Source organism: Gordonia sp. JH63 (genome assembly GCF_009856645.1).
GTDB classification, from domain to species: Bacteria; Actinomycetota; Actinomycetes; order Mycobacteriales; family Mycobacteriaceae; genus Gordonia; species Gordonia hongkongensis.
Genome location: NZ_CP047235.1, coordinates 3,243,825 through 3,258,392, shown reverse-complemented (window position 1 = coordinate 3,258,392; position 14,568 = coordinate 3,243,825). Strand labels below are relative to the sequence as shown.

13 protein-coding genes are annotated in these 14,568 nt (G+C 69.4%); 10 read left to right on the top strand and 3 right to left on the bottom strand.

The window, feature by feature from the left end; all coding sequences use genetic code 11:
• Positions 1-24 precede the first annotated feature (24 nt).
• The 7 genes from GR168_RS14460 to GR168_RS14430 all read left to right on the top strand — a co-directional run bounded on the left by GR168_RS14460 (position 25) and on the right by GR168_RS14430 (position 8,757).
• On the top strand, positions 25-777 hold the full coding sequence (locus GR168_RS14460; RefSeq protein ID WP_159371042.1) for a YggS family pyridoxal phosphate-dependent enzyme: 753 nt from the start codon (positions 25-27) through the stop codon (positions 775-777).
• Between the two features lie 113 nt (positions 778-890).
• Positions 891-1,607, top strand: coding sequence for a cell division protein SepF (gene sepF / locus GR168_RS14455; RefSeq protein ID WP_159371041.1), 717 nt, complete (start codon positions 891-893; stop codon positions 1,605-1,607).
• A 56-nt stretch (positions 1,608-1,663) separates the two neighbouring features.
• The gene (locus tag GR168_RS14450) at positions 1,664-2,005 is read left to right on the top strand and encodes a YggT family protein (RefSeq protein WP_065632304.1); all 342 of its coding nucleotides are present in this window, start codon (positions 1,664-1,666) and stop codon (positions 2,003-2,005) included.
• A 337-nt stretch (positions 2,006-2,342) separates the two neighbouring features.
• Positions 2,343-3,158 (top strand): DivIVA domain-containing protein, encoded by an 816-nt coding sequence (locus GR168_RS14445; RefSeq protein ID WP_058251721.1) that lies wholly within the window; start codon positions 2,343-2,345, stop codon positions 3,156-3,158.
• A gap of 33 nt (positions 3,159-3,191) precedes the next feature.
• On the top strand, positions 3,192-4,064 hold the full coding sequence (locus GR168_RS14440; RefSeq protein WP_159371040.1) for a hypothetical protein: 873 nt from the start codon (positions 3,192-3,194) through the stop codon (positions 4,062-4,064).
• Positions 4,065-4,465: 401 nt separating this feature from the next.
• Complete coding sequence (gene ileS / locus GR168_RS14435; RefSeq protein ID WP_275406226.1) at positions 4,466-7,609, top strand: isoleucine--tRNA ligase; 3,144 nt, start codon at positions 4,466-4,468, stop codon at positions 7,607-7,609.
• 236 nt (positions 7,610-7,845) lie between these two features.
• Positions 7,846-8,757, top strand: a complete 912-nt coding sequence (locus GR168_RS14430) for a nuclear transport factor 2 family protein (protein WP_159371038.1) — start codon at positions 7,846-7,848, stop codon at positions 8,755-8,757.
• A gap of 67 nt (positions 8,758-8,824) precedes the next feature.
• Here the strand turns inward: GR168_RS14430 and GR168_RS14425 are convergent, their stop codons facing one another.
• Positions 8,825-9,517 carry a TetR/AcrR family transcriptional regulator gene (locus tag GR168_RS14425; RefSeq protein ID WP_065632310.1) on the bottom strand — a complete coding sequence of 231 codons (693 nt, stop codon included), beginning with the start codon at positions 9,515-9,517 and terminating at the stop codon, positions 8,825-8,827.
• Between the two features lie 115 nt (positions 9,518-9,632).
• Between GR168_RS14425 and GR168_RS14420 the strand changes: the two genes are divergently transcribed.
• Together GR168_RS14420 and GR168_RS14415 are read left to right on the top strand one after the other, a co-directional pair.
• The gene (locus GR168_RS14420; protein WP_159371037.1) at positions 9,633-10,088 is read left to right on the top strand and encodes a nitroreductase/quinone reductase family protein; all 456 of its coding nucleotides are present in this window, start codon (positions 9,633-9,635) and stop codon (positions 10,086-10,088) included.
• A gap of 52 nt (positions 10,089-10,140) precedes the next feature.
• Positions 10,141-11,625 (top strand): DNA polymerase IV, encoded by a 1,485-nt coding sequence (locus GR168_RS14415; RefSeq protein ID WP_275406225.1) that lies wholly within the window; start codon positions 10,141-10,143, stop codon positions 11,623-11,625.
• Positions 11,626-11,685: 60 nt separating this feature from the next.
• Here GR168_RS14415 and GR168_RS14410 read toward each other — a convergent pair whose 3' ends face one another.
• Positions 11,686-12,714 carry an asparaginase gene (locus tag GR168_RS14410; protein WP_159371036.1) on the bottom strand — a complete coding sequence of 343 codons (1,029 nt, stop codon included), beginning with the start codon at positions 12,712-12,714 and terminating at the stop codon, positions 11,686-11,688.
• Positions 12,715-13,052: 338 nt separating this feature from the next.
• On the opposite strand from GR168_RS14410, the gene GR168_RS14405 reads away from it, so the two are divergent.
• Positions 13,053-13,532, top strand: a complete 480-nt coding sequence (locus tag GR168_RS14405; RefSeq protein WP_175401191.1) for a hypothetical protein — start codon at positions 13,053-13,055, stop codon at positions 13,530-13,532.
• A gap of 71 nt (positions 13,533-13,603) precedes the next feature.
• Here the strand turns inward: GR168_RS14405 and GR168_RS14400 are convergent, their stop codons facing one another.
• Positions 13,604-14,551 carry a hypothetical protein gene (locus GR168_RS14400; protein ID WP_058251730.1) on the bottom strand — a complete coding sequence of 316 codons (948 nt, stop codon included), beginning with the start codon at positions 14,549-14,551 and terminating at the stop codon, positions 13,604-13,606.
• Positions 14,552-14,568 lie beyond the last annotated feature (17 nt).

Below are 14,568 nucleotides of genomic sequence, written 5' to 3'. Positions count from 1 at the left end.
CCCGGTGGCGAGAAGGATGGGGACATGACCGGGTCATCTGATGCGCGCACCGCCGAGCTGGGGGAACGGTTGGCCGCGGTGCGTCGGCGCCTCGACGCCGCGGTCGAGGCCGCCCATCGGCCGGCGGGCTCCTGTCAGCTCCTCGTGGTCACGAAGTTCTTTCCCGCGGATGACGTCCGTCGGCTGCTGCAGCTGGGGGAGCGCGCGTTCGGCGAGTCACGCGAACCCGAGGCCGGCCGGAAGGTGGCGGAGGTGATGGGGGACTGGGAGTCCCCGGAGCCCGGCGACGTCCCCGTCTTCGACATGATCGGTTCGGTGCAGTCCAAGAAGGCCCGGTCGGTGGCGCGGTGGGCGCGCGCGGTGCACTCCGTCGACCGCCCGAAGGTCGTCGACGCACTGGACCGTGCCGCGGTTGCGGCACTCGACGAGGGGGAGCGCGCCGATCCGCTCGGCATCCTGCTCCAGGTCAGCCTCGACGGCGATCCGCAGCGCGGCGGCGTCGTCGAAGACAATCTCCCGGCTCTGGCCGATCGGGTCGTCGAGGCCGACTCACTGCGGTTGCGCGGGCTCATGGTCATCGCCCCGCTGGACGGCGAACCCGGGCACTGGATGGCCGAGGCCGCACGCATCCACGAGGCGTTCCGCGGGCGATTCGACGCCGCCGTCGAACTGTCCGCGGGCATGTCCGGGGACATGGAGGAGGCGGTCGCCGCGGGCTCGACATGCGTGCGTGTCGGAACCGCGATCATGGGCGATCGGCCGCTAATCTCTCAGTAATCACATTGGTAACACCAGAACCAAGTGACACACGAAGCGCAGTTAGCTCACTGACCACAGATGCACCATCCGGCACGGCAGCAACCGGCGTCGCACTACCAGAGAGGCCGTCAATGACCACGATGCAGAAGTTCAAGGCTTACTTCGGCATGGTGCCGCCCAGCGAGTACGAGGACGACTACCTCGAGGAGTCGGCCCCGCCGCTGCGGGAGCGGTCTCGTGAGCGCGCCTACCGTGACGACTACTACGGCGACTCCTCCTACGATCCCGGATACGAGCCGTCGTTCCGGGACGCCGGCTACCGCGACGAGATCGCGTACCGCGACGAGCTGTCCGACCGTCACTACGACACCGGCTTCGACCTGGCCCCGGAGTACGCGGCGGAGTTCGCCTACGCCGGCAGTCGCGCGGTGGGCGAGGGGCCGATGCGGGCACCCGCCCGCCTCGAACCGCTGCAGCGTTCGTCGAGTGCGGCCCTGCGCGCCGCCACCGCGCCGCGGTCGATGGGTGCCGACCCCCGCGAACTCGAGCGCGTCTTCGCCGACAGCCCGCTGCAGAAGATCACCACGCTGCGCCCGTCGGACTACAGCGAGGCCCGTACCATCGGGGAGCGTTTCCGCGACGGCAACCCGGTCATCATGGACCTCGTCGACATGAGCAACGACGACGCCAAGCGCCTCGTCGACTTCGCCGCGGGGCTTGCGTTCGCGCTGCGCGGATCGTTCGACAAGGTGGCCACCAAGGTGTTCCTGCTGTCGCCCGCCGACGTCGACGTGTCGCCCGAAGACCGCCGCAAGATCGCCGAGACGGGCTTCTACAACCACTCCTGACCGGCGTCGGGTACCTCGGTTCGCCGTCGTCCGAGATGTTCAGGCACTCTTGACCCGTGGCTGCGATTTTGTTGAGCGTCTTGTACTACATCCTGCTGATCTTCTGGTTGCTCCTCCTGGGCCGGCTGGTGGTCGAACTGGTCCGGACCTTCGCGCGTGAGTGGCGTCCAACCGGGATCGCGGTGGTCGTCATCGAGATGGTCTTCACCGTGACCGACCCCCCGATCAAGGCGCTGCGTCGTGTTCTCCCCCCGATCCCACTCGGTCCGATCCGGCTCGACCTGTCGCTCATGATCGTGATGCTCGTCGTGATCATCGGCATGAATATCGTCAACGGCCTACGCGCCGACGCCCTGGCCGAGTCGCTCGCGATCGCCGGACACCTCGTCCGCCCCTGATCCCCCAGCTCCCTGAGGAGCGTCCGAGCTTGCGGAGGGCGCGTCACGAAGGGCCCGTCCCCTGCGGGCGCACCCGATCGGGCGGCGGGTACCCCGCGTTAGGCAGATGGTCTACCGTTATAAGTCATCTTCGGATGACTGTTTCATTTCAACAGCGCATCGCAGAGATGCGACCAACGGTTCGCGTGTGACAGGATTGGACGCCAGTTACAATTTTTGACTGGTATGAATAGTTAGTGACAACCTGTATCGGTCGAACGACTCACCGTCGCGCGATCCGGGTTGGACGGCCCGCCAACTGAACACAAGTTCACCACCAGACATGAGGGGAACCGACATGCGGCTGACTCCAGCTGATGTGCACAACGTCGCGTTCAGCAAACCGCCCATCGGTAAGCGCGGTTACAACGAGGACGAGGTCGATCAGTTCCTCGACTTCGTCGAAGCCGAACTCGCACGACTGATCGAAGAGAACACCGACCTCAAGCAGCGCGTCGAGGAGCTCGAGAGCGAGCTCGCCGATGCCCGTTCCGGTGGTGGCGCCCAGGCGGACGACCGGACCCAGATGTTCGCCAAGCCCGCCGCGGCACCCGAGCCGCCCGCCCCGGCGCCGACGCCGGCACCGCAGGCGACCAACGACGACGCCAACGTGCGTGCCGCACGCGTTCTCGCGCTCGCCCAGGACACCGCCGACCGGCTCACGGGCAGCGCCCGCGCCGACGCCGACGCGATGCTGTCCGACGCCCAGACGCGCGCCGACACGCTGGTCTCCGAGGCGCAGACCAAGTCCGACGCCATGCTCGCCGATGCCCGGCAGCGCTCGGAGGCGATCCTCGCCGACGCCCAGACGCGATCGGAGGCGCAGCTGCGGCAGGCACAGGAACGTGCCGATGCCCTGCAGAGCGACGCCGAGCGCAAGCACAGCGAGATCATGGGCACGATCAACCAGCAGCGCGGTGTGCTGGAAGGTCGGATCGAGCAGCTCAAGACCTTCGAGCGTGAATACCGTACGCGTCTCAAGACCTACCTCGAATCCCAGCTCGAGGAACTCCAGCAGCGTGGCAGCGCGGCGCCTGTCGAGGGCGGCCGACCCGATCAGTCGTTCTCGAACGATCCGGGTAACGGTGGATTCAGCAGCTACTCACCCAGCTGACCTGGGCGGATCGGTGCGCACTAGGCTGGTGATGTGCTGACCTTGGCGCTGGCCGCGACCCTTCTGGGGTTCGTGCTGCTCATCCTCGGTCTCATCACCGGGACCGTGTGGCTGGCCGTGGCCTGCATCGTGGTCTGTCTGGTGGGCCTCGGCTTCCTCCTGGTGGACGTGTTCGCCGGTCGCAAGGGTGAAGCGGCCCGGTCACTGGAAGACATGGTCCCGGGCGCCGGTCGCGACACCGATCCGTCGCACGACGCAGACGACGACGCTGTCACCGGGCGCGACTCGGACGGCGATCGTGGCGCCGATGCACCGACGCGTCGGTATTCCGCCGTCGACGCGCCCGGTGTCGGCGTTTCCGAGCCCGCCGGCTATCGGCCCGGGGACTTCGACCCCGGAATGGCCGCGCCCGCTGGTTCGGTCCCGCCGAATCGTCCTGCTCCCGAACGTCGTGAGGGCAACCTCGAGGACTATCTGCGTTCGGTCGGCGGCGACAGTCCGAGTGGTGACGGGCCGCCCCGCGGGGCCCCGCCCACCGGTGTCGATGTCGCCGGTGGTCGCCCCGGTCCGCCGCCGGGTTCCCGACCGCCCGGCGTGGGACCGCAGAGTCGACAACCTGGTGTCGGTCAACAGTCGTGGACGCAGCAGCAGGCCCGGCCGCAGCAGGGGCAATTCGGTCCTCCGCAAGCCAGCCCGCCTCCGACGGGCCAACGGCCTCCGGTCGGCCCGCCGCCGGCTCCGCGTCCGTTCGACCCGCAGTCCTCGGGGTGGGCCCCCGACGACGTGCCGGGCGGCGACGCCGCCGGCCCGGACGACTGGACAACAAGTCCCGATGAGTCCGCGCCGCGTCGTCGGCGTGCGGATTTCGATCCGCTTGATCCGAACTGGCATCCGCCGCCGGACTGAGCGCACCCGGGTGGCCGCGCACCGGTCGAGAACCCATTGGCCCGGCCGGGTCGGTCGTCGCTACACTGGTTCACGCGTTGATCCGGCCATCACCGGGGAGCACCCGGAAGAACAGTGTCATCGAGTGTGGCGTCCAGTGGACGGTGCGAATGCGTGACTCCCAGTAGAACCGGGCGGGCGTGGCCCGTTACAGCCACAGGATCGTACGGTCATCGACCGTCGCGATTCGTCGAGTGGCGTCGGATCTCCGACGCAAGCGGGGTGGTACCGCGCAGACCTCCGGTGTGCGTCCCCGTGCCGATGAGACATCACCAGGCACGAGGAGACGAGCCGTGAGCGACGCGACCGACCCCACCCAGTCCGCCCCCACTCAGTCCGGGCGGGTGTATCCCAAAGTCGACATGACCGGGGGCACCGGGCGCAGCGCCCCCGACTTCCCATCCGTGGAACAGCGGGTCCTGCAGTACTGGGACACTGATTCGACCTTCGCCGCGTCGATCGAGAACCGGGCCGACGCCGAGGAGTTCGTCTTCTACGACGGTCCGCCGTTCGCGAACGGCCTGCCGCACTACGGTCACCTGCTGACCGGTTACGTCAAGGATCTGGTACCCCGGTACCAGACCATGCGTGGCAAGAAGGTGGACCGCCGATTCGGCTGGGACACACACGGTCTGCCTGCCGAGCTGGAGGCCGAACGCCAGCTCGGGATCACCGACAAGTCGGAGATCGAGAAGATGGGCATGGCGAAGTTCAACGAGTACTGCCGCGACTCGGTGCTGCGGTACACGGGGGAGTGGCGTGACTACGTGACCCGCCAGGCCCGCTGGGTCGACTTCGACAACGACTACAAGACACTCGATCTCGACTTCATGGAGTCGGTGATGTGGGCGTTCAAGGCGCTCTACGACAAGGGGCTCATCTACCAGGGCTATCGCGTGCTGCCGTACAGCTGGTACGAGCAGACGCCGTTGTCCAACCAGGAGTCCAAACTCGACGACGCCTATCGGATGCGGCAGGACCCGGCGGTCACCGTCACGATGCCGCTGCGGGTGCCCGACGGTCCGCTGGCCTCGCTCGACGGAGTCAACGCGCTGATCTGGACGACGACGCCCTGGACCCTGCCGTCCAACCTCGCGATCGCGGTGAACCCCGAGGTCACCTATGTCCACGTGAAGGCCGCCGACGGCCGGGAATACCTGCTGGCCGAGGCGCTGCTCGGTGCGTACGCCAAGGAGATCGCCGATCCGGAGGTGCTCGGTACGCACCGCGGTGCGGATTTGAAGGACCTGTCGTACGCGCCTCCCTTCGACTTCTTCGCCGGCCATCCGAACTCCCATCGCGTATTGCTGGGTGACTACGTGACCACCGACAGCGGCACCGGGATCGTGCACCTCGCACCGGCTTTCGGCGAGGAGGACATGGACCTCGCGACCGCCAACGGCATCGAGGTGGTGCAACCGCTCGACCCGGGCGGACGCTTCACCGCGCATGTCCCGCCGTACGAGGGCCTGATGGTGTTCGATGCCAACCCGGTGATCATCAAGGACCTGAAGGAATCCGGCCGGATCCTTCGCCATGAGACCATCGAGCACTCCTACCCGCACTCGTGGCGGTCGGGCCAGCCACTGATCTACATGGCGGTGCCGTCGTGGTTCGTCGCGGTGACGCAGTTCCGCGACCGCATGGTCGAACTGAACAAGCAGATCACGTGGGTGCCCGAACACATCCGGGACGGACAGTTCGGCAAGTGGCTCGAAGGCGCCCGGGATTGGAACATCAGCCGCAACCGGTACTGGGGTGCGCCCCTGCCGGTCTGGGTGTCCGACGACCCGGAGTTCCCGCGCGTCGACGTCTACGGTTCGCTCGACGACCTCGAGCGCGACTTCGGGGTGCGTCCGGACAACCTGCACCGGCCGTTCATCGACGAACTCACCCGGCCCAATCCCGATGACCCGAGCGGGAAGTCGACCATGCGTCGGGTGCCCGAGGTCCTCGACTGCTGGTTCGAGTCGGGTTCGATGCCGTTCGCCCAGGTGCACTATCCGTTCGAGAACCGCGACTGGTTCGACGGTGGTGACTCCGCGCACGCCCCGGCCCACAACCCGGGCGACTTCATCGTCGAGTACAACGGGCAGACCCGTGGCTGGTTCTACACGCTGCACGTGCTGGCCACCGCGCTGTTCGACCGGCCGGCCTTCAAAACCGTTGCTGCGCACGGGATCGTGCTGGGCGACGACGGCCAGAAGATGTCGAAGTCCAAGCGCAACTACCCCGACGTCAACGAGGTCTTCGATCGCGACGGATCGGACGCGATGCGATGGTTCCTGATGGCCTCGCCGATCCTGCGCGGCGGCAACCTCGTCGTGACGGAGCGAGGCATCCGGGAAGGGGTGCGTCAGGCGCTCCTGCCGCTGTGGAACGCCTACAGCTTCCTGCAGCTCTACGCCGAGCGCCCGGCGACCTGGCGGACCGACTCGCAGCACGTGCTCGACCGCTACATCCTGGCCAAGCTGGCGACGACCCGCGACACGATGACCGCGGCGCTCGACACCTACGACATCGCGGGGGCGTGCGACGCCTTCCGTGAGTTCGTCGAGTCGCTCACCAACTGGTACGTGCGTCGTTCCCGGGCACGCTTCTGGGCCGGCCAGGACGAGGACACCGACGCCTTCGACACCCTGTACACCGTGCTCGAGGTAGCCTGCCGGCTGGCCTCGCCGCTGCTCCCGCTGGCGACCGAGGCCATCTGGCGGGGTCTCACCGGGGAGCGTTCGGTGCACCTGACGGACTGGCCGACGAGCGATGAGCTGCCGGCCGATGCCGACCTGGTCATGGCGATGGACCAGGTCCAGGCGGTGTGCTCGACGGCGTCGAGCGTCCGCAAGGCCAACAAGCTGCGGGTCCGGCTGCCCCTGTCGGGGCTGACGGTGGCCTCGCCGACCGCGGCCGCGCTCGAGCCGTTCGTCGACCTGATCAAGGACGAGATGAACGTCAAGGACGTGACTCTGGCGACCGATGCCAGCGAGTACGGACGTTACGAGATCGCGGTCAACGCCCGTGCCGCCGGACCCCGCCTGGGCAAGGACGTGCAGCGTGCGATCAAGGCGGTGAAGTCAGGCAACTGGACTGCGGGCGAGGGCGCCGACGGGTCCGAGGTCGTCGTCGCCGACGGCATCGAACTCCACGACGGGGAGTTCACCCGCCGGCTGGTGGCCGTCGAACCGGACTCGACCGCGGAGCTGCCGGGCGGGAACGGCCTGGTCGTCCTCGACACGGCGGTCACGCCCGAACTCGAGGCCGAGGGGTGGGCGAAGGACCGGGTTCGCGAGCTGCAGGATGCGCGCCGCACCCTGGGACTGGACGTCTCCGACCGGATCACGGTGCGACTCGTCGTACCGGCCGAACGTCTGGACTGGGCGAGGACGCACGCCGACCTGATCGCCGGCGAGGTGCTCGCGGTGCGGTTCGACGTGACCGGCGACGGTGACGCGGGCAGCATCGAACTGGGCGATGGTGTGACCGCCGACGTGGCGAAGGCGAACTGATCCGCTGACCCGGGCACCGCGCGGACATCCCGGCCGGGTGTCCGCGCGGTGTCGTCGTCGGTCGCGCGGGAGGTGTGATCGGACGAGACGATCTGGGACACCGATCGCAACAGTCGCACCCTGGTGGTGCTGCGCCACGTACGGTGTGGAGACTGCCGCGACCCGGCCCCGCAGGGTGAGCACACACCCGAGCGCGTCGTTCGCCGCCCGAACCATATACGAGGGGGCAGACCCCGATGACCCGCATGGACGTGGACCCGATCCCGGCGCGATCCGCCGCGTTCGAACCGCTGCTGTTCACGGTGGCCTACGAGATCCTGGGCTCGGCTGTGGACGCCGATCATGTTGTCCGACACTGTCTCTGGGATCATCCGGCGAGCGCGCCGGTGGACGCGTTCGGCCCCGGGTCGGCCCGAGCGCACCTCATCGCGCAGGTCGCCCGGCGCGCGCTCGAGACGCTCACTGCGCGTCGACGTGTTGCCGGGGACTACGTCGGACCGTGGTTGCCCGATCCCATCCGGTTCGACGGCGACGTCCTCGCCGACGCGGGTCTCGCGGAATTCGCGTCGACCGCGATGCTGCTCGTTCTGGAGGAACTCGAGCCCGCTGAACGGACGGTGTACGTCCTGCGTGAGGTCTTCGGATTCGCCGACGACACGATCGCCACGATGCTGTCCTGGACGCCCGACGAGGTGGGGATGCTCGCGGAGCGAGGCCGGTCGTTCGTCGAGCGTCGCCGCCCCCGGTTCGATCCGATGGACCGCGCCCGCGCCGCGGACATCGTCGAGACGTTCCTCGACGCGGCCGAGTCGGGTGACGCCGACGCGCTTGTCGCCCTCATGACACCCGACGTCGTGCTGACCTCGGACAGCAACGGCAAGGCCACCGCGGTACGGCAGCCCATGCGCGGGGCGCCCGCGGTGATGCAGGTGCTGTCGGGGTTCGCCCGGATCGGCGCTGTGCTCGAGGACTACCGCGCCGAGTTCGTGGTCTTCAACGGTCAGCCCGGGATGATCCTCTACTTCGACGGCCGGCTGCAGACCGCGATCACCCTCCGCGTCGTCGACGACCTGATCGTCGACATCTACGTGATGCGCAACCCCGACAAGCTCGTCGGGGTCGAGCTCCGTCGGCCGGTCACCCGCTGATCCACCCACCGCGCAGAGTGCGGGACCTGTACCGGAAACCGGTACGAATACCGCACTCTGTCCGATCTCAGGCGAACAGGCCCGACAGTGTCTGCTCGATCTGGAGCCGGAACAGCTGCTCGGGATGCGCGAAGGTGTCGGTCCCGTACTGGCCGAAGGTCTCCAGGCTGATCGCGCCGACGAGTACGGCCCACAACGTGGTGGCCGCGGCCAGGACCGCGGCGGGTGTGTCGAGGTCGAACTCGTCGCGGATCGCGTCCATGTCCGCGGCGACATCCGTTGTGGGAGAGGGGAGGTCGGCGCGTAGCAGGCCTTCGGCGTGGGCGGCCGAGCACTCGCGGAGGAGCCGCACGGGAATGCGTGTGCCGGGCCCGATGGTCCGCTCGCCGGGGGCGGAGTAGCCGGGCACCGGGCTTCCGTAGATCAGCGCCCAGCGGGATGGCTCGGCGAGAGCCCAGGTCCGCGCTGCCCCGGCCGCGGCCGCGAGTCGATCGCGCCGTCGGGAGGTGGCAATGGAATCGGCCGCGGCATCGACGGCGTCCGCGACATCGGTGTAGGCCTCCACCAGCAACATGGTCAGCAACTCGTCACGGCTCGGGACGTACCGGTACACCGCCGAGGAGACGACGCCCAAGTCGCGCGCGATGGCGCGCAACGAGAGCCCGGCGGCGCCGTAGGTGGTCAGGTGTTCGCGTCCCAGTCGACGGATCTCGTCGGTCATCATCGCGCGGTTCTCCGCGCGGGTTCGTCCGGTGGCCATGGCGACGATCCTGCCACAAACCGAGAGCGGTGCTCTTGATTTCCCGGCGGCGTGGCTGCATACTCAACTTCGAGAGCACTGCTCTCGAAAGTGCCACCTCGACGAAAGGCCGATCATGACCGCGACCACCCACTACAAGGCCCCCAGCGGATTCGACGCCGCCTTCAACCGCGCGGTGCGCTGGCTCGCCGACCGCGGGGTCAACCTGGCCGGGGCGCAGACGCTCACCGTCGTCGGCCGGAAGACCGGCATGCCGCAGCGGGTTCCGGTCAACGTGCTGCGGCTCGACGGGGCGGAGTACCTGGTCGCCGTCCGAGGCGACACGCAATGGGTCCGCAACGCACGCGTGGCCGGGACGGTGGAACTCCGCCGTGGCCGACGTCGGGCCGTCGTCACCCTCACCGAAATCGACCCCGCGCTTCGCCCGCCGGTCATCCGGGAGTACCTGCGCCGCTGGGGGTGGGAGGTCGGGCGGTTCCTGCCCGCGGGCCTCGAGCTCGCGTCGTCCGACGAGGATCTCGCCGCCCACGCCGGGCTGATCCCCGTCTTCGCCGTCACCGCTGCTCACTAGACTCGGTGAGGTGTCACGCCTCGAACCCGAACCGTCGCGCCCGGTCGGTGCGGTGTCGGGGCGGGGGTCCGAACGCAGCCCGCGCTGGGTGATGCACCTCGACATGGACGCGTTCTTCGCCTCCGTCGAACAGCTCACCCGCCCGACGCTGCGCGGCCGCCCGGTACTGGTCGGCGGGTCCGGTGGGCGAGGGGTGGTCGCCGGCGCCAGCTACGAGGCGCGCGTGTTCGGTGCCGGCTCGGCGATGCCGATGCACCAGGCGCGTCGGCTCATCGGGCCGACCGGCGTGGTCATCCCGCCGCGCGGATCGGTGTACAGCACGGTTAGCAAACGTGTCTTCGGCATTGTGCGCGAGGCTGTTCCGGTCATCGAGACGCTCTCGTTCGACGAGGCGTTCGGTGAGCCGGAAGAACTCGCGGGGGCGACCGTCGACGCGGCCCGCGAGTTCGCCGAGGAGCTCCGATCCCGGATCCGGAGTGACGTCGGACTCGCCGCGTCGGTCGGGCTCGGGAGCGGCAAACAACTCGCGAAGATCGCCTCGGGGATGGCCAAACCCGATGGGGTGATGGTGATCCCGCCGTCCGGTCAGCTCGAGTTCCTGCATTCGCTCCCGGTCCGCAAGCTGTGGGGCATCGGACCCGTGTCCGGTGATCGGCTGGCGCGGCTGGGGATCGCGACCATCGGTGACCTCGCGGCGATGTCGCCGGTCGAGGTGGCCTCCGTGCTGGGCGCCACCGTCGGTCCCGCGCTGCATCGCCTGGCCCACGGCATCGACGACCGGCCGGTCGCCGAACGTGCCTCCTCGAAGCAGATCAGCGCCGAGTCGACCTTCGCCGAGGACATCGTCGAACTCGACGCGCTGCGTCCCGCCATCCGCAAGGCCGCCGCCGACGCTCACCGCCGACTGCTCGCCGACGGTCGGGGCGCACGCACCGTCGTGCTGAAACTCAAGAGATCCGACATGTCGATCCTGACGCGCTCGGCGACGACCGCGGCGGCCACCACCGACTTCGACGACCTCGAGCGGACGGCGCAGCGGCTCGCGCTCGATCCGCGTTCCATCGGGGCGATTCGCCTTGTCGGCGTCAGCTTCTCGGGGTTGACCGCGGTTCAGCAGTACGCCCTCTTCGACGAGCTGGGCAGCGAGGGACCGGCCGATGTCGAGACCACCCATCACGACACCGCCGCAGGCCGCGGCGCGGCAGCGGGGGGCGGCGCCGAGGTGGCGGCGTCACCGGACCCGGCCGGGGCCGAGGCGCCGATCGTCCAGATAGCTGACTCGGCGCCCGAACCCCCGCGGTTCGCGCCGGGAGGGAGTTCGATGCCGGTCGGCCGCTTCGGCCCCGGCGCCGACGTGACCCACCCCGACCACGGGCACGGCTGGGTTCAGGGGAGTGGACACGGGGTCGTGACCGTGCGATTCGAGACCCGCACGAGCGGGCCGGGGCGCACGCGCACGTTTCCGGTCGACGATCCGAACCTCCGTCCGGCGGATCCGCTCGACAGCCTCGAGTGGGATCTTCCCGGCGACGGTTGACCGATCGGGCACGGTATCGACCGGCCGTGACCGCCACCCGGCGGGTGCCGGTGTCAGCACTCAGTCCTGTTGTGCGACAAAGAAATTGGTGATCAATCCGAGATCGTGACCCGAGGTCAGCAGTGCGATGAGCGCCATGCGCGCCTGCGGTGCGCGCAGCCAGGGTGACACGATCGCCCCGGCCCGCCGCAGATCGACTGCGCCGCCGCCCCCGCCGTAGGTCGCGGTCACCTCGCCGTACGGGACGCGGCTGGTGACGACGACGGTCACCCCGCGCTGGACGGCGAGTGCCACCTCGGCGGTGATGTCCGGGTGGGTGTTCCCGGAGCCGGTGGCCGCGAGGACCACGCCGGCGGCATTCTGCGCGACGGACGCGGCGATCAGTCCCGGTGACACGCCCGGATAGAGGGTGAAGGCGTCGACGCGTGCCGGCCGGCCCACCGGTACCGGTCCGGCGAGCACTCGTCTCGGCACCGGCGGGTCGTCGGCCCGGCCGGTGCCCTGCACGGTGTCGAAGGCTGCCGGGTCGGTGGTGGAGACCTTGAACAACCCGCGTGCCGGCAGGAGCCGGCCACCCATGGCCACGAGGACTCCTCGACCACGAGCGGTCGGGTCGTCGATCGCGGCCAACGCGGCGGCGAGATTCGACGGCCCGTCGGCGCGAGGAGAATCAGACGGCAGCATGGCCCCGGTGAACACGACCGGCCGCTCGTCGGCGGCGTACAGGTCGGCGAGGTAGGCCGTCTCCTCCATCGTGTCGGTTCCGTGTGTGATCACCACACCGCGGACGGCGGGGTCGGCAAGCGCGTCGGCGATCGCGCGGACCACCGCGAACTGGTCGGCGACGGTAATCGCCGAACTGTCCACCGACATGAGGTCGACGGTGCGGATCGCCGACGGAGTGCGCGACGTCCCGTCGTCCCCGGTCCCGATGTCCCCGGTCCCGGTGGTGATCGTCCCGGCGGCGGAGAGGAGAGCGGCCGAGCCGAGCGCCGGGATCGCGCCGTCGTCGGTGGTCTGGGCGGCGATCGTGCCTCCGGTGCTGATCAGCACGGTGACTCCGGTGGCCGCGGGCGGGGTGCCTGTCATGGTGCCCAAGGGTCACCGGAACCCTGTCGGCCCGTCAAGCGTTGCCTGCTCGGCGCCGCCGGCCGGGCGGATCGTCGTCGCGTGTCGCCGGACGCCGGGGACCCCTGGTGCCCGCCGTTTGGCATAGTGGTGTGGGCCGTCGCCGGGGGGAACCCGGCACACACGTCCGGCTGGGGGTACACCCCGGCAGACACGTCTTGTCGGGTCGAACCCGGCAGACACGTCCGGCATCGCGGTACGAGAGCGCCCGCCGGCGCACCCCATGCCCGAGAACACAGTGAGGGAGATCGTTGAAGTATCGGAAATTCCTGGGCGCGACCATGATCGCGGCCGCGTTGATGACCACCGTCGCGGCTTGCGGGAGTGACGACGCAGACGCGCCGCCCGCACCGACGCTCACCAGCACCGACACCGCAGCCGCGAGCGGCGACGGCTCCGAGATCACCGACGGCAGCAACCCGCCGTCGATCGCCGCGCTCAACGAGATGGTCGATCAGGCCGTCGACCCCGACATCCCGCGGGCCGAGAAGGTCGAACTGGTCGAGGGTTCGGAGAAGGACCCGGCGATCTTCGACGAGCTGGTCAAGGCACGTGCCGAGAACTCCGACGTCGACTGGGTCCTCGTCAACCCCGTGATCAGCGCCGGCCCGAACAAGGCCCGCGTCAAGGTCCGGATCGAGACCGCGGGCAACCCGCCGACCAACGCCGAGTCGACCATCGTCTTCGACGACGGACGCTGGAAGCTCTCGAACGAGACCGTGTGCAACCTCCTCGGCCTCTACCAGGTCGAGAGCGCCATGTGCGCTCCTGCGAGCTGACCACTCGCCGCACAGCATGATCCGCGGCCCCGCGTCGCCGACCGAAGTCGGTGACCCGGGGCCGTCGGCGTTCAGCGCCAGGTGACGGACAGTCCGGTCCGCTGCACCAGCGGCCGGTTCGGGTCCGCACCGACCAACTCGCGAGCGCCCCGATAGGTGGCTTCGCCGGCGATGGGCAGCCCGCGGGTCAGGTCGACGGTCACCGAGCCCTGACCGGTGTAGCTGTAGCGGCTGATGGTGAGGCTGTCACTGCCGCCGGGGATCGCGAACACCGAGTTCACCGGGGTCTCGTCGGCGGTGTACTCGATGGTCAGCCGGTTGCCGTCCCATCCGGTGAGCCGTGCCTCGATGGTCTGGGTGACGGTCGCCGCGGCCGCGATCACCCGCTCGCTCCGCCACGTCGCACCCACCGCGATCGGTTCGGTCGGGAGCACGACCGCGGCGTTGAACGCCGACACCAGCGCCTGCTCGACCGCCAGTCGCGCCTCGCCGCCGGCCGGCTCCGGCGGCGCGATCCGCAGGGACACCGGCGCCAGGCCCGGACCGAGCGTGAGACCGGCTTTCGCGCCGGTCATCGCCGACAGTTCGTCGTTCAGGGTCGTGTCGGGGGATGTGACCGTGCCGAGGTCGAGTTCGAGGTCGGCGGGGTCGGCGCACCCGAACCGCGCGGTCAGTGGCATCTCGACGGTCTGGGCGTCCGAGGTGCCCGGCGACGCCACCTCCGAGGTCGTCACCAGGGTCACCGACTGGGCGGTGGCGACGTCCGGCGCAGTCGTCGGCACGCGGCGCTCCCCGGTTCCCGCGTCGACGATCGTCACCGTCGCCGGTGCGATCGGGACCGGCGCCGCACCGGCGGCGCGGGACGGCGAGTCGGTGCTGCAGCCCGCCGATGTGCTCGCCGCCGGAGCGCCGGGCGTCTCGTCGGGACCCGATGCGCATCCCGCGACCAGTACGGACAGCGCGGTCACCGCCCCGATGGACGAGACGACGGACCGGAGGCGACGGGGATGCGGGGACACGGGTAGCCAGCGTATTC

Coding starts and splice junctions, on each gene's coding strand:
- GR168_RS14460 (WP_159371042.1), top strand. CDS start 25: ATGACCGGGTCATCTGATGCGCGCACCGCCGAGCTGGGGGAACGGTTG.
- sepF (WP_159371041.1), top strand. CDS start 891: ATGACCACGATGCAGAAGTTCAAGGCTTACTTCGGCATGGTGCCGCCC.
- GR168_RS14445 (WP_058251721.1), top strand. CDS start 2,343: ATGCGGCTGACTCCAGCTGATGTGCACAACGTCGCGTTCAGCAAACCG.
- ileS (WP_275406226.1), top strand. CDS start 4,466: ATGACCGGGGGCACCGGGCGCAGCGCCCCCGACTTCCCATCCGTGGAA.
- GR168_RS14430 (WP_159371038.1), top strand. CDS start 7,846: ATGACCCGCATGGACGTGGACCCGATCCCGGCGCGATCCGCCGCGTTC.
- GR168_RS14425 (WP_065632310.1), bottom strand. CDS start 9,517: ATGGCCACCGGACGAACCCGCGCGGAGAACCGCGCGATGATGACCGAC.
- GR168_RS14420 (WP_159371037.1), top strand. CDS start 9,633: ATGACCGCGACCACCCACTACAAGGCCCCCAGCGGATTCGACGCCGCC.
- GR168_RS14410 (WP_159371036.1), bottom strand. CDS start 12,714: ATGACAGGCACCCCGCCCGCGGCCACCGGAGTCACCGTGCTGATCAGC.
- GR168_RS14405 (WP_175401191.1), top strand. CDS start 13,053: ATGACCACCGTCGCGGCTTGCGGGAGTGACGACGCAGACGCGCCGCCC.